The 14212-nt window shown below is 68.3% G+C and carries 11 protein-coding genes; 7 read left to right on the top strand and 4 right to left on the bottom strand.

Annotated elements, in window-relative coordinates; genetic code table 11:
• Positions 1-413 precede the first annotated feature (413 nt).
• Together AWC03_RS09230 and AWC03_RS09225 are read left to right on the top strand one after the other, a co-directional pair.
• Entirely contained in the window at positions 414-701 is a 288-nt protein-coding gene (locus AWC03_RS09230; protein ID WP_085240213.1) for a WhiB family transcriptional regulator, read from the top strand.
• A gap of 255 nt (positions 702-956) precedes the next feature.
• On the top strand, positions 957-1238 hold the full coding sequence (locus AWC03_RS09225) for a WhiB family transcriptional regulator (protein ID WP_085240212.1): 282 nt from the start codon (positions 957-959) through the stop codon (positions 1236-1238).
• A 96-nt stretch (positions 1239-1334) separates the two neighbouring features.
• Here the strand turns inward: AWC03_RS09225 and AWC03_RS09220 are convergent, their stop codons facing one another.
• Entirely contained in the window at positions 1335-1775 is a 441-nt protein-coding gene (locus AWC03_RS09220) for a nitroreductase family deazaflavin-dependent oxidoreductase (protein ID WP_085240211.1), read from the bottom strand.
• A 12-nt stretch (positions 1776-1787) separates the two neighbouring features.
• Positions 1788-2630: an NmrA family NAD(P)-binding protein gene (locus AWC03_RS09215; RefSeq protein WP_085240210.1), complete on the bottom strand. Its 843-nt coding sequence runs from the start codon at positions 2628-2630 to the stop codon at positions 1788-1790.
• Positions 2631-2741: 111 nt separating this feature from the next.
• Between AWC03_RS09215 and sigI the strand changes: the two genes are divergently transcribed.
• Positions 2742-3620: an RNA polymerase sigma factor SigI gene (gene sigI / locus AWC03_RS09210; protein ID WP_085240209.1), complete on the top strand. Its 879-nt coding sequence runs from the start codon at positions 2742-2744 to the stop codon at positions 3618-3620.
• Here the strand turns inward: sigI and AWC03_RS09205 are convergent.
• The gene (locus tag AWC03_RS09205; RefSeq protein ID WP_249025855.1) at positions 3617-4804 is read right to left on the bottom strand and encodes a MinD/ParA family ATP-binding protein; all 1188 of its coding nucleotides are present in this window, start codon (positions 4802-4804) and stop codon (positions 3617-3619) included. The two genes, sigI and AWC03_RS09205, sit on opposite strands and share 4 nt — an antisense overlap.
• 636 nt (positions 4805-5440) lie before the next feature.
• Here AWC03_RS09205 and gltB point away from each other — a divergent pair.
• On the top strand, positions 5441-10036 hold the full coding sequence (gltB, locus tag AWC03_RS09200; RefSeq protein ID WP_085240230.1) for a glutamate synthase large subunit: 4596 nt from the start codon (positions 5441-5443) through the stop codon (positions 10034-10036).
• Positions 10029-11495 (top strand): glutamate synthase subunit beta, encoded by a 1467-nt coding sequence (locus AWC03_RS09195; protein ID WP_085240207.1) that lies wholly within the window; start codon positions 10029-10031, stop codon positions 11493-11495. The genes gltB and AWC03_RS09195 overlap by 8 nt, the downstream gene beginning before the upstream one ends.
• A gap of 352 nt (positions 11496-11847) precedes the next feature.
• Here AWC03_RS09195 and AWC03_RS09190 read toward each other — a convergent pair whose 3' ends face one another.
• The gene (locus tag AWC03_RS09190; protein WP_085240206.1) at positions 11848-12699 is read right to left on the bottom strand and encodes an LLM class F420-dependent oxidoreductase; all 852 of its coding nucleotides are present in this window, start codon (positions 12697-12699) and stop codon (positions 11848-11850) included.
• Positions 12700-12749: 50 nt separating this feature from the next.
• On the opposite strand from AWC03_RS09190, the gene AWC03_RS09185 reads away from it, so the two are divergent.
• Together AWC03_RS09185 and AWC03_RS09180 are read left to right on the top strand one after the other, a co-directional pair.
• Positions 12750-13181 carry a hypothetical protein gene (locus tag AWC03_RS09185; RefSeq protein WP_085240205.1) on the top strand — a complete coding sequence of 144 codons (432 nt, stop codon included), beginning with the start codon at positions 12750-12752 and terminating at the stop codon, positions 13179-13181.
• 22 nt (positions 13182-13203) lie between these two features.
• Entirely contained in the window at positions 13204-14211 is a 1008-nt protein-coding gene (locus AWC03_RS09180) for a PHP domain-containing protein (protein ID WP_085240204.1), read from the top strand.
• The last annotated feature ends 1 nt before the right edge of the window (position 14212 follow it).

Genomic DNA, 14212 nt, shown 5'->3' with positions numbered 1-14212 from the left:
TCGCTCGTGAACAGCGCGGCGGACCCTCCGCCTTGCCAATTCTAACCGTTGCACCCCGGTATCCCTATCGCAGATGCTACGTTTCTCGGCCGTCAGAACTGTGCAAGGGTCCGGCGGTGGGTCGCCGAGAAGCGCGCCCGGCGCTACGGTTGGGCACGCGACGACACCGACGCACGCGACCGCTGCGCTCCCGGATGTCACAGGCCGGCGTGCGGTCAATCGTTCCCCAACATTTTTACTTGCCGGTCACGCGGTTGCCGCTTTAAGGTGCTTAACTGCGCATGTATCAAATAAGGTAGGGCGCGCGGGAGTCACGTGTTCGGACGCTTAACTGTGGCGTTGCAGCGCTTCGCGCGCTGCGGCCTCTGCTGCGCGGCGGGCAATGCCGCGATGACTCGTGCCGGGACGGCGGAATGACCCCGGGCGAGCACGGCTTCTGGCAAGGGGCGTGCACGCAGGATCCCGAGCGTTGGACGACGGCGCCCGACGCCGAGGCCAAGGCAGTGTGTCGAAGGTGTCCGCGCCGGTGGGCGTGCGCCCGCGAGGCGTGCGAGCTGCCCGGAGCCGAGGGGTTGTGGGCCGGTGTCGTGATTCCCGAAGGGGGGCGTGCGCGGACTTTCGCGTTGCGCCAGCTGCGCTCGCTCGCCGAGTTGCACGGGTACCCCGTGCGAGAACACAGCGCTTCGACGAGGTCGGCGTAACGGCGTGTCCGCTACGGTTCGCCCGAGGCGGCTTTGGAGTGCCCACGGTCGGCTGAAAAACCAGTTCACACGCGTAACCGCGGCCGCGCGGCCGACCCGACGACACACGGGGCTGCACCGCCCGCGACATGCCAAAGCGCCTATCGCGGCGGAGTCGTCTGGGCCATTCTTCACAAAACCGTTGCATTGACACGGTTAGCGCTATAGTTTGTGAGGTGTAAGGCACTACACCGCTATGCCAGAAGGGCGCGCGACATGACCGCAACACCTTTGTTCAACATCCCGCTCGGCGCCTGCACGCAGGACCCCGACCGCTGGACCACCGCACCCGACGCCGAGGCGATCGCCCTCTGCCGGGCGTGCCCGCGTCGCTGGATGTGCGCCCGGGATGCCGTGGAGTCGGCGGGCGCGGAAGGGTTGTGGGCCGGGGTGGTGATTCCCGAAGGGGGCCGTCCGCGCGCATTCGCGCTGCGCCAACTTCGATCCCTGGCCGAGCGCAACGGATACCCGGTGCGCGAGACCGCGAAGTCGGCCTAGCCCCGGCTGATGGCCGCCGATCGTGAACCACCGGTGGGTGGTGGCAGCGTAAACCGCTGCGGCGCTTTCGCTTTGGGGAGACCGATCCGGCGGCCGCTACGCCGGCTCGAAGCGGAAGACGGCGAGTCGCCCCGCCAGTGCTTCGAATTCGTCGGCCGTTCCGTCGCGCACCATCCCGGATCGCTTCGCGAACGCCACTCCGACGGGGACCTTGGCGGGGAATTCCCGCAGCACCGGCCGCGCTTCGGTGGCGGAGAGTTCGACGATCCGGACTGCCCATGACCGCCGGCCGCGGCTGAGCGTGCCGGTGCCCGCGGCCCTCGCGTTCGCCGCCCAGTCGGCGCCGGGATAGCCCGCCACCACATACCTGCCGCCCTCGAATTCGAACGGCGTCATCGGGGTTTTGCGGGGCCGACCCGACTTGCGGCCGGGCACCGTCAAGACCATCGCCGGACCGGTGGGAATCCCGAGCCGTTGGACGGCCATCATCAACCTGTTCATGGGTTTGAGGTAGCGCGGCGGACGCGGTTGCGACATCTGATTCTCCTGTTATTTCGCAGCGGCAAAAGCGGCGCGGTGCTCGGCGACCCACTGGGCGAACGGCAGCGCCGGTCGCCCGAGGACCTTCTCCACGTCGTGGGTGACCAGTGCCGGCGCATCGAGCGTCGCGGCCAGCATGGCGATGTAGGCGTCGGCGAAGCCGGCGGTGAAGCCCAACCCCAGAAACCGTTCGCGGACCGCGCTATTCGGAATCTCCCGATACTGCAGCGAGCGACCCAGCACGGCCCCGATGAGCTCGACGAGCTCCGAGTTGGTGAATGCCTGCGGGCCGGTCAGCGGGATGCGCTGCCCGACAAGCTCGTCGGTGAGCAACGCCCGCGCCGCGACCTCCGCGATGTCGGTCTCGACGATCGGCGCCGTCGATGCCGCGGCGGATGGCCCGAAGACCATGTCGCCCGCCCGGATCTGCGGCGACCACATCCCGGCGAAGTTCGTCGCGAACACCGTGGGCCGCAGGCTCACCCAGGCCAGGCCGGAGTCGACCGCGAGCTGTTCGACCTCCTTGTTGCGGTCCCCGCGGAAGCGGGACGGCTGGCGGGAGAAATCGTCGTCGGCGTTGATCGCCGACAGCGCAACCAGCTTGGTGACGCCGGCGCTCACGCACTGGGCCACCACCGTTTCCAGGTCCGCGCCCAGCGCGCGGGAGTTGAGGAACACCGCCGACGCGCCGGGCAGCGCCTCGGCCGCGGAGCGGACCGGTTCGACGCCGGGCCGAAACCCGGCCGCCTGCGGCGTGCGGGTCACCGCCCGCACCGGCGCTCCCGCGGCGGCCAGCGCGCCGACAAGGCGGCGCCCGACGTTGCCGGTGGCCCCGGTTATCACGATGGTCATGGCATCGCTCCTTTCGGAAAATTTCTGCGGTGCTCCAAGGACGGGGCGAAAGGTGGAAAAGTTACACCGCGAAACCCGTAACTTTTTGCCGCAGCAGATCGTCGAAGAGACATGAACCAGTCGCAGTCAGCGGGAGACCGGGTCGCCGAGGCCTGGCGTCGTCACCGCCCTTATCTGGTCAACCTTGCCTACCAGATGCTTGGGGACGTCGGTGACGCGGAAGACGTTGTGCAGGAAGCATTCCTGCGGCTCTCACGGACCGAGGCCGGCGAGATCGAGGACGTCCGGGGCTGGCTGACGGTGGTGGCAAGCCGGCTGTGTCTCGACCAGGTGCGGTCGGCCCGCGCCCGCTACGAACGCCCGGGCGAGGTGCAAGAGCTGCCGGCGCCGCACCGCTCCGACCCGGCCGACCGGATCACCCTCGACGACGAGATCCGGACCGCGTTGCTGGAGGTCTTGCGCAGGCTCAGCCCCGCGGAACGGGTCGCCTTCGTCCTGCACGACGCGTTCGGCGTCCCGTTCGACTCGATCTCGGAAACCGTGGGCCGCCCGGTCGGCACCTGTCGTCAGCTCGCGCGGCGAGCGCGCTCCAAATTCCTTGCCGCACAACCCAGAACCAATGCGATCGCGTCCACCGAGCATCAGCTCGTCACCGACAAATTCATCACCGCGTGCGCCAACGGTGACATCGCCGGCCTGGCCGCCGTGCTGGACCCGACGGTGTGGGGTGTGGGCACGATCCTGGCCGACCCGGCGCCGCCGCCGCAGATCAATCATGGGCCGCAGGCGGTGGCCACCAACCTGCTGCGCTACCTGTGGCCGGACGTGACGTTGGTCGTCGGTCCCGCCGGGGGGCCCGCCCTGCTGGCCTTCAGCGACGGCCGCCTGTTCGCCGTCATCGTGCTGACCATCCGGGAGTCCCGGGTGGTCAAGATCGAGGCCATCGCCGACCCGTCGGCCCGGGCGGGCCGGGCGGCCGAGCAGGCCTAGACCGTCGGCCGGTCCGCGGCGCGCGCCGCGAAGTATCCCGCGATCGTCGCCGTGACCTCGAGGAATCTCCGCCGCGTCGCGGCGGCCATTTCGTGGCTCACGTCGATGACGCCGCCGGGCCGCAGATGCGGATCGAAAGGCACTTCGATCACCGGCCGGCCGTGATCGATGAACTCGCGGGCCAGCAGCGCTCGCGTGCGCTTGTCGGCATGGCCGTCCGAATCGTTGAGCACGACGACGCTGTTCTCCAGCAGGGTTGCGAAGCCCTGATCGGCCAGCCACTCCAGGGTCCTGGCGGCGGCATTGGCCCCGTCCGCCCACGGCGAGGACACCACGATCAGCGCGTCCAGGTCACGCAGCGCTTCCTGGGTAACCGGGGCGTCCATCGTGGACCCGCAGTCGATGACCGAGATCTCGAAGTGGCGATCCAATCGCAGCGCGGCCTCCCGGTATATCGCGGAGTCCAGAACGCGGCGGGGCCCGGCCGCCGGCTCGCCGCCGAGCACGTACAGCCCGGCGGAGTTGCGACCCAACCGCGCGACCACATCGCTGAACGACTCCAGGTTCTTGTCCGCGGTGAGCTCCCAGAAGGACCCGGTCGAGCGTGGGTCGATGCGGCTGCTGAGCCGGCCGAAGGCGGTGTCGGCGTCGATCGCCACGACGTGGTGTTGCCTGCGGAGCTCGGCGAACAGGGATCCGACGCTGGCGGCCACCGACGTCTTGCCGACGCCGCCCTTGCCCAGGACGCCGACCTTGAAGTTGCCGGCCAGGCGGGTCCGGATGGCCGCCTCGAACTGGGCGTCCTGCTGTTGGGCAGGCGACGGACCGAGCTCGACCAGGTTGAAGGTCATCAGCCGGAGAAGGCGCCGCCAACCGCGGTCGGTTATCGCGCCGAAGCGCGCCGGCGCCGGCGACACCGCGCCGGCGGGTGCGGGGGCCTCTGCGGGAGGCGACATCGCGGGTTGCCTCCGGAACGCGGGCGCAGGTGCGGGGTGTCGAGGCGGACCGGGTGGGTGCTGGGGAGGCGCCGGTGGTCGGGCTGGGGCTGGGGCTGGGGCCGGGGCCGGCGACGGGGGCCGCGGCGCGGGTCGCTGACCGACCGGAGGCGGCGGCGGCGCACTCGTGGCCGGCGCGCCGGTCGGGGGCTGCAGGCGGTCCCGCAGGAATTCGTCGCGCTCGTTCATGGGCTCCTCAGGTGCCAGGCGATCCTCGGCGGTCAGGCGGCTCGTCCGGGGCCAGTGATGAGCGCCACGGCCACGCCACCATCGCCGGATACGGACCAGTACGCGTCCAGTATCTCCTCCGCGCCTCGCGTAGGTACCGTGCAAACTTAGCAGTGCGCACCGCCACGGGGCCGGGGTGGCGTGAGTCGTGCGCTGAGCACGATCAGGCGAGCCGATGCCGGGGCGGTGGGCACGCTCGCAGACGCAGGCAGCAAACACGTTCCGGGGTCGGGGTCCGGCGCACCGGATCGCTGAACGCGGCGCGGTTGTGACCAAGATTGCAGCCCCGGAACAGCAGGTCGGCGGGGGTGCCGCCCATCGGCCTCCGCGGAATTTACGGTGCTGCCAGCTCGCGGTTAGACTTGACGAAGTTGGCATGTCAGGCGGGTATTGTCATATCGTTTTACGACTTGTCGAGACCTGGCTTCCAGGCCACCGTTCAGCGCTGCACGGACGCATCCCTAGCGGGACCGTCTCCGCCTGGGGGACAGCCTATCGAGACAAGACCGAGGTCTGTAGCCCGCAACCTCCGGGTAGGACCTCATCGAAGCAGCCGTTAACGCCGCTCGAAACGTTCAGGTGAAGGGTCAGGTGCATATGACGCCCAAGCGCGTCGGGTTATACAACCCCGCGTTCGAGCACGATTCGTGCGGGGTAGCCATGGTCGTCGATATGCACGGCCGTCGTAGCCGCGACATTGTGGACAAGGCAATCACCGCGCTGCTCAACCTCGAACACCGCGGTGCTCAGGGCGCCGAGCCGCGCAGCGGCGACGGCGCCGGCATCCTCATTCAGGTACCGGATGAGTTCCTGCGTGCCGTGGTCGACTTCGAGTTGCCCCCGGCGGGCAGCTACGCCACCGGCATCGCCTTCCTGCCGCAGTCGTCCAAGGACGCCGCAGCCGCCTGCGACGCGGTGGAGAAGATCGCCGAAGCCGAGGGCCTGACGGTGCTGGGCTGGCGCAACGTGCCCATCGACGACTCCTCGCTGGGCGCGCTGTCCCGCGACGCGATGCCGACGTTTAGGCAGGTGTTCTTGGCCGGCGCGTCGGACATGACGCTGGAGCGCCGGTGCTATCTGGTCCGGAAGCGGGCCGAACACGAACTGGGCACCAAGGGCCCCGGGCAGGACGGTCCGGGTCGCGAAACCGTTTATTTCCCAAGCCTTTCCGGTCAGACCCTGGTCTACAAGGGCATGCTGACCACTCCGCAGCTGAAGGCGTTCTACCTTGACCTGCAGGACGACCGGCTGACCAGTGCGCTGGGCATCGTGCACTCCCGGTTCTCCACCAACACCTTCCCGTCCTGGCCGCTGGCCCACCCGTTCCGCCGGGTCGCGCACAACGGGGAGATCAACACCGTCACCGGCAACGAGAACTGGATGCGGGCCCGCGAGGCGTTGATCAAGACCGACGTCTTCGGGTCCGAAGCCGACGTGGAGAAGCTGTTCCCGATCTGCACCCCGGGCGCCTCCGACACGGCGCGGTTCGACGAGGCGCTCGAACTGCTGCACCTCGGCGGCCGCAGCCTGGCCCACGCGGTGCTGATGATGATCCCCGAGGCATGGGAACGCAACGATGCCATGGACCCGGCCCGGCGGGCCTTCTACCAGTACCACGCCTCGTTGATGGAGCCGTGGGACGGCCCCGCGTCGATCACGTTCACCGACGGCACGATCGTGGGCGCCGTTCTCGACCGCAACGGCCTGCGCCCGTCGCGGATCTGGGTGACCGAAGACGGCTTGGTGGTGATGGCCTCCGAAGCCGGCGTCCTGGACCTGGACCCGGCCACGGTGGTCCGCCGGATGCGGCTGCAGCCCGGCCGGATGTTCCTGGTGGACACCACGCAAGGGCGCATCGTCTCCGACGAGGAGATCAAGGCCGAACTCGCGGCCGAGCACCCGTACCAGGAATGGCTCGACCGGAACCTGGTTCCCCTCGAGAAGCTACCGCAGGGCGACTACGTGCGGATGGCCCACGATCGACTCGTCAAGCGGCAGTTGACATTCGGCTACACCTATGAGGAGCTCAACCTGTTGGTGGCGCCCATGGTGCGCACCGGCGCCGAGCCGATCGGCTCGATGGGCACCGACACCCCGGTCGCCGTGCTCTCGCAGCGGCCCCGGATGCTCTACGACTACTTCCAGCAGCTCTTCGCGCAGGTGACCAACCCCCCGCTGGACGCCATCCGCGAAGAGGTGGTGACTAGCCTGCAGGGCACTACCGGCGGCGAGTGCGACCTGCTGACGCCGACCGAGCACTCCTGTCACCAGATCGCGTTGCAGCAACCGATCCTGCGCAACCACGAGCTGGCGAAGCTGATCAACCTCAATCCCGACGACGAGGTCAACGGGCGTCCGCATGGCATGCGGTCCAAGGTGATTCGCTGCCTGTACCCGGTCGCCGAGGGCGGCGCAGGATTGGCCGCGGCGCTCGACGACGTGCGCGCACAGGCGTCGGCCGCGATCACCGAAGGCGCGCGCCTCATCATCCTGTCGGACCGCGACTCCGACGAGCGGATGGCGCCCATCCCGTCGCTGCTGGCCGTTGCCGGCGTGCACCACCACCTGGTGCGCGACCGGACGCGCACCCAGGTGGGTCTGGTCGTCGAGAGCGGTGACGCCCGCGAGGTGCACCACATGGCGATGCTGATCGGGTGCGGGGCGGCGGCGATCAACCCCTACCTGGCCTTCGAGTCGATCGAGGACATGCTCGACCGTGGCGCGATCGACGGCTTCTCCGATCGGCAGGAGCGCGAGAAGGCGCTCAACAACTACGTCAAGGCCGCGGGCAAGGGCGTGCTGAAAGTGATGTCCAAGATGGGCATCTCGACGCTGGCGTCCTACACCGGCGCGCAGCTGTTCCAGGCCGTCGGCGTCTCCGAGGACGTGCTCGATGAGTACTTCACCGGCCTGAGCTGCCCGATCGGCGGGATCACCCTGGAAGACATCGCCGCCGACGTCGCCACCCGCCACCGGCTGGCCTACCTGGACCGCCGGGACGAGCGCGCGCACCGCGAGCTGGAGGTGGGCGGCGAATACCAGTGGCGCCGCGAGGGTGAGTACCACCTGTTCAACCCGGAGACCGTGTTCAAGCTGCAGCACTCGACGCGCACCGGCCAGTACAAGATCTTCAAGGACTACACCCGCCTGGTCGACGACCAGAGTGAGCGGATGGCCTCGCTGCGCGGCCTGCTCAAATTCCGCGGCGGTGTGCGTCCCCCGGTTCCGCTGGAGGAGGTGGAGCCGGCCAGTGAGATCGTCAAGCGCTTCTCCACCGGGGCGATGAGCTACGGCTCGATCTCGGCCGAAGCGCACGAGACGCTCGCCATCGCGATGAACCGTCTGGGCGGCCGCTCCAACAGCGGTGAGGGCGGTGAGGACGTGAAGCGTTTCGACCGCGACCCCAACGGCGACTGGCGGCGCAGCGCGATCAAGCAGGTCGCCTCCGCGCGCTTCGGCGTCACGTCGCACTACCTGACCAACTGCACCGACATCCAGATCAAGATGGCTCAGGGCGCGAAACCCGGTGAGGGAGGCCAACTTCCCGGGCACAAGGTCTACCCGTGGGTCGCCGAGGTGCGCCATTCCACCCCCGGTGTCGGCCTGATCTCGCCGCCGCCGCACCACGACATCTACTCAATCGAGGATCTGGCACAGCTGATCCATGACCTGAAGAACGCCAACCCGTCCGCGCGGGTGCACGTCAAGCTGGTCTCCGAGAACGGGGTCGGCACGGTGGCCGCCGGTGTCTCCAAGGCGCACGCCGACGTGGTGTTGATCTCCGGCCACGACGGTGGCACCGGCGCGACCCCGCTGACGTCGATGAAGCACGCCGGTGCGCCGTGGGAGTTGGGCCTGGCCGAGACGCAGCAGACGTTGTTGCTCAACGGCTTACGTGACCGGATCGTGGTGCAGGTGGACGGCCAGCTCAAGACGGGCCGGGACGTGATGATCGCCGCGCTGCTCGGCGCCGAGGAATTCGGCTTCGCCACCGCACCGCTGGTGGTGGCCGGCTGCATCATGATGCGGGTGTGCCACCTGGATACCTGCCCGGTCGGCGTGGCCACCCAGAACCCGGTGCTGCGTGAGCGGTTCACCGGCAAGCCCGAGTTCGTCGAGAACTTCTTCATGTTCATCGCCGAAGAGGTGCGGGAGTACATGGCGCAGTTGGGCTTCCGTACCCTCAACGAGGCCGTCGGCCAGGTGGGGGCGCTGGACACCACCCTGGCCCGCGCGCACTGGAAGGCGCACAAGCTGGATCTCGCGCCGGTGCTGCACGAACCGGAGTCGGCATTCATGAACCAGGACCTGTACTGCAGCTCCAGGCAGGATCACGGCCTGGACAAGGCGCTCGATCAGCAGTTGATCGTGATGAGCCGCGAGGCACTCGATTCCGGCAAGCCGGTACGGTTCTCCACCACGATCAGCAACGTCAACCGGACGGTGGGCACCATGCTCGGCCACGAGGTGACCAAAGCCTATGGCGGCCAGGGGCTTCCGGACGGGACCATCGATATCACCTTCGACGGGTCCGCGGGCAACAGCTTCGGGGCCTTCGTACCGAAGGGAATCACTTTGCGTGTCTACGGCGACGCCAACGACTACGTCGGAAAGGGTCTGTCCGGTGGCCGGATCGTGGTGCGGCCGTCCGACAACGCCCCGCAGGACTACGTGGCCGAGAACAACATCATCGGCGGCAACGTGATCCTGTTCGGTGCCACCAGCGGGGAGGCGTTCCTGCGCGGAGTGGTCGGCGAGCGGTTCGCGGTCCGCAACTCCGGCGCCCACGCCGTCGTCGAGGGCGTGGGTGACCATGGGTGCGAATACATGACGGGTGGTCGGGTTGTGATTCTTGGGCCGACTGGCCGCAACTTCGCGGCGGGAATGTCAGGCGGTGTGGCTTACGTGTACGACCCGAACGAGGAACTGCCGGACAACCTCAACATCGAGATGGTCGACGCGGAGAGCCTGGACTCCGATGACGCCGAATTCCTGCACGGCATCATCCAGGCGCACGTGGACGCCACCGATTCCGCGGTGGGCCAGCGGATCCTGGCCGACTGGCGTACCCAGCAGCGCCACTTCGTCAAGGTGATGCCGCGCGACTACAAGAAGGTGTTGGAGGCGATCGCCCGGGCCGAGCGCGACGGCACCGATGTGGACAAAGCGATCATGGCGGCCGCGCATGGCTGATCCGAGCGGCTTCCTCAAGTACACCCACCGGGAACTGCCGAAGCGCCGGCCCGTCCCGCTGCGGTTGAAGGACTGGCACGAGGTCTACGAGGACTTCGACGAAGACACCCTGCGCGAGCAGGCGACCCGCTGCATGGATTGCGGGATCCCGTTCTGCCACAACGGATGTCCGCTGGGCAACCTGATCCCGGAATGGAACGACCTGGTACGCAGGGGCCGTTGGCGCGACGCGATCGAACGGCTGCACGCCACCAACAACTTCCCGGACTTCACCGGCCGGCTGTGCCCGGCGCCGTGTGAACCGGCGTGTGTGCTGGGCATCAACCAGGATCCGGTGACGATCAAGCAGATCGAGCTGGAGATCATCGACCACGCCTTCGAGGAAGGCTTCGTCGTGCCGCTGCCCCCGGACAAGCTGACGGGGAAGAAGGTCGCGGTGGTGGGCTCGGGTCCGGCCGGTCTGGCCGCTGCCCAGCAGCTGACCCGCGCCGGCCACACGGTCACCGTTTTCGAGCGGGCGGACCGCATCGGTGGGCTGCTGCGCTACGGCATCCCGGAATTCAAGATGGAGAAGCGGGTCCTCGACCGGCGCCTGGACCAGATGCGCGCCGAGGGAACCGAATTCCGCGCGGGAGTCAACGTCGGGGTGGACATCACCGCCGAGCAGTTGCGCGCCGACTTCGATGCGGTGGTGCTGGCCGGTGGCGCTACGGCCGGGCGGGACCTGCCCGTCCCGGGCCGCGACCTGGACGGGATCCACCAGGCGATGGAGTACCTGCCGTGGGGGAACCGGGTGCAGGAGGGCGACGACGTCCTGGGGCCCGACGGGCAACCGCCCATCACCGCCAAGGGCAAGAAGGTCGTCATCATCGGCGGCGGTGACACCGGGGCGGACTGCCTGGGTACCGCGCACCGGCAGGGCGCGATCGTCGTGCACCAGTTCGAGATCATGCCGCGCCCACCGGACACGCGCGCCGAATCGACGCCGTGGCCGACCTATCCGCTGATGTACCGGGTGTCGTCGGCGCACGAAGAGGGCGGCGAGCGGGTGTTCTCGGTGAATACCGAGCGGTTCATCGGCGAGGACGGCCACGTGACGGCGCTCAAGGCGCACGAGGTCACCATGCAGGACGGCAAGTTCGTCAAGGTCGAGGGCTCCGACTTCGAGCTCGAGGCCGATCTGGTGTTACTGGCCATGGGCTTCGTCGGCCCCGAACGCGAGGGCCTGCTGACCGACCTCGAGGTCAAGCTGACCGACCGCGGCAACGTGGCGCGCGGAGCCGACTTCGACACGTCCGTCCCCGGTGTGTTCGTGGCCGGGGACATGGGTCGCGGGCAGTCGTTGATCGTCTGGGCGATTGCTGAAGGCAGGGCCGCGGCCGCCGCCGTGGACCGGTACCTGATGGGCGCGACCGCGCTGCCCGCGCCGGTCAAGCCGACTGCCGTGCCGCTGCAGTAATCACACCAGTCACACCAGAAACACGCCGAGAATCGTTCGGCGAGCCTGCCGTAGTTTGCCAGGCTGCGGGTGTCTAATGGACCGCTGTGGGCTTCATGCCACAGAGGCCCCGGCTGGACAGACCGTCGCAGGAGTGGTCACTGTGCATATGAATCCATTACCTCGATCGCGGGTGGGCCGAATGGCCTGGTCATGGCTGCGTCACCCGGTCAAAAGTCGCGAGTTTCCCGCCAAACACGAACGCCTGGTTACGGCCGAGGATCTGCTGCTCTTCGGCGTGTGACCCACCCGATGAGGCCGCGCACGGCGCTCGGGGGGTTTGCCGGAAGTTATCCGGGGAGGTCGGCGGCGATCAGCCGTCCAGCAGGCCCGAATCGCGGATGGCCTCGGCCAGCGGTTCCAGGACGGCCGGGTCGTGTGGCGGGTTGATGTACACGATGCCCAGGTCGAGCCCCTCGGCCGCCAATCCCGCCGCCTGCTCGATGGCCTGCTGGTAGTTGCGCTCCTGCTCCAGGCGCAGGTGGGCCGACAGCGTGATCTCCTTGGGGTCGCGCCCGATCTTCTCGCACTCGGCGGCCAGCACGTCACGCTTGCGCGCGAACTCCTCGGGCGGACCGCCGACGAAATTCCAGTGCTGCGCGTAGCGGGCCGTCAGCGGCAGCGTTCGTTTCTCCCCGCTGCCACCGATGCAGATCGGGGGGTGGGGGCGCTGCACGCCCTTGGGCTCGTTGCGGGCCCCCTTGAGCTGGTAGAACTTGCCGTCGAAGTCGGTGGTCTCCTGGCTGAGCAGGCTGATCAGCACCTGACACGCCTCCTCGAACCGGTCGAAGCGTTCCCGCAGGCTGCCCAACTCGATGCCGTAGGCGCCCGACTCCTCCTCGTTCCAGCCGGCGCCGATGCCCAGCTCGAGCCGGCCGTTCGAGATGATGTCGAGCGCGGCTGCCATGTTGGCCAGCACGGCCGGGTGGCGGTAGTGGATCCCGGTGACCAGGGTGCCCAGCCGCAGCCGTTTGGTCGCCTGCGCCAGCGCGGTGAGCGTCGTCCAACCCTCCAGGCAGGGCCCGGCGCTGTCGGAGAAGATCGGGTAGAAGTGGTCGAAGGTCCACCCGGATTCGAAGACGTCGATATCGTCGGCGGCCTGCCAGACGGCGAGCATGTCGGCCCACGTGGTGTTCTGGGGTGAGGTTTTGAACGCGAATCGCATGGAATCGACGGTAGTCGATCTTTATGAAGGGCAACTAAACTCAGCGGGCGATGAGCTACTCCCTCGGACTCGACACCAAGGTCACCCTGCTGGCGGCCGGCCTGATCTTTCTGCTCGCGCTGATCCTCGGGGTGTGGAAGTACCGGCAGATCATGGCCGCCGCCGACCACCGCGCCCATCCCTACGTCGACATCGCGCACCGGGCGGCGTTGCTCTACTCGTTCGCGACGCTGTTGCTGGCCGTCTTCGTCGAGCTCAGTGCCTGGCCGACGTGGGTCAACCTGACGGCTGCCGGCGTGGTCGTCTTTTTCTTCGTGGGCGCCATCCTGAGCTACATCGGACACGGGGTGCGCCGCGACACCGTCAACCAATTCGCGGATCCAGCCCCCGGGACCGGGCTGGTCATGGCGTTGCTCATCGCCGGCGAGATCGGGGGCTTCGGTGTGTTGCTCGCCGGATTCGTCGCCGGTCAGTTGCTTTGACGGGGCCAGGCACACTGGAACCATGGATCCCGTCGAGGCCTTGCGGCAGATCGCCTACTACAAGGACCGCAGCCGCCACGATCCCCGGCGCGTGATGGCCTATCGCAACGCCGCCGACATCATCGAGGGTCTCGACGAGGCGGCGCGGGAACGGCACGGCCAGGCCAACAGCTGGCAGTCATTGCCCGGCATCGGGCCCAAGACCGCGAAGGTGATCGACCAGGCCTGGTCCGGCCGCGAGCCCGACGTTCTCGTCGAATTGCGTTCGGCCGCGGAGGATCTCGGCGGAGGTGACATTCGCGCGGCGTTGCGCGGCGACCTGCATCTGCACTCGAACTGGTCGGACGGGTCTGCGCCGATCGACGAGATGATGGCGACCGCGTCGGCGCTGGGGCACGAGTACTGTGCACTGACCGACCATTCGCCGCGGCTGACGATCGCCAACGGGCTGTCGCCGGAACGGCTGCGCGCGCAGCTCGACGTCATCGACAGGCTGCGTGACCAGTTCGCCCCGATGCGCATCCTCACCGGGATCGAGGTGGACATCCTCGAGGACGGTGGGCTCGACCAAGAGCCCGAGCTGCTCGAACGCCTCGACGTCGTCGTGGTCAGCGTCCACTCGAAGCTGTCGATGGATGCCGCGGCGATGACGCGGCGCATGGTCCGGGCCGTCTCCAATCCGCACGCCGACGTGCTGGGCCACTGCACCGGGCGGCTCGTCTCCGGAAACCGCGGCATCCGGCCGGAATCGAAGTTCGACGCGGAAGCGGTGTTCACCGCCTGCCGCGACCATGGCACCGCGGTGGAGATCAACTCTCGCCCCGAACGGCGCGACCCACCGACCCGCCTGCTCCAGTTGGCGCTGGACATCGGCTGCCTGTTCAGCATCAACACCGACGCGCACGCGCCCGGCCAGCTGGACTTCCTGGGCTACGGCGCGCAGCGTGCGGTGGACAACGACGTGCCCGTCGAACGCATCGTCAACGCCTGGCCGGGCGAGAAGCTGCTGGAGTGGACGGGGTCGAACTGAG

Source organism: Mycobacterium europaeum (assembly GCF_002102155.1).
Taxonomy (GTDB): Bacteria; Actinomycetota; Actinomycetes; order Mycobacteriales; family Mycobacteriaceae; genus Mycobacterium; species Mycobacterium europaeum.
The sequence above is the reverse complement of the archived record's forward strand: the minus strand, read 5'-3'. Positions and strand labels throughout refer to the sequence as shown.

What these genes read in the sequence shown, in the direction of transcription:
- AWC03_RS09230 (WP_085240213.1), top strand. Translation starts at nt 414, where the DNA reads ATGACCCCGGGCGAGCACGGCTTCTGGCAAGGGGCGTGCACGCAGGAT.
- AWC03_RS09225 (WP_085240212.1), top strand. Translation starts at nt 957, where the DNA reads ATGACCGCAACACCTTTGTTCAACATCCCGCTCGGCGCCTGCACGCAG.
- AWC03_RS09220 (WP_085240211.1), bottom strand. Translation starts at nt 1,775, where the DNA reads ATGTCGCAACCGCGTCCGCCGCGCTACCTCAAACCCATGAACAGGTTG.
- AWC03_RS09215 (WP_085240210.1), bottom strand. Translation starts at nt 2,630, where the DNA reads ATGACCATCGTGATAACCGGGGCCACCGGCAACGTCGGGCGCCGCCTT.
- sigI (WP_085240209.1), top strand. Translation starts at nt 2,742, where the DNA reads ATGAACCAGTCGCAGTCAGCGGGAGACCGGGTCGCCGAGGCCTGGCGT.
- AWC03_RS09205 (WP_249025855.1), bottom strand. Translation starts at nt 4,804, where the DNA reads ATGAACGAGCGCGACGAATTCCTGCGGGACCGCCTGCAGCCCCCGACC.
- gltB (WP_085240230.1), top strand. Translation starts at nt 5,441, where the DNA reads ATGACGCCCAAGCGCGTCGGGTTATACAACCCCGCGTTCGAGCACGAT.
- AWC03_RS09195 (WP_085240207.1), top strand. Translation starts at nt 10,029, where the DNA reads ATGGCTGATCCGAGCGGCTTCCTCAAGTACACCCACCGGGAACTGCCG.
- AWC03_RS09190 (WP_085240206.1), bottom strand. Translation starts at nt 12,699, where the DNA reads ATGCGATTCGCGTTCAAAACCTCACCCCAGAACACCACGTGGGCCGAC.
- AWC03_RS09185 (WP_085240205.1), top strand. Translation starts at nt 12,750, where the DNA reads ATGAGCTACTCCCTCGGACTCGACACCAAGGTCACCCTGCTGGCGGCC.
- AWC03_RS09180 (WP_085240204.1), top strand. Translation starts at nt 13,204, where the DNA reads ATGGATCCCGTCGAGGCCTTGCGGCAGATCGCCTACTACAAGGACCGC.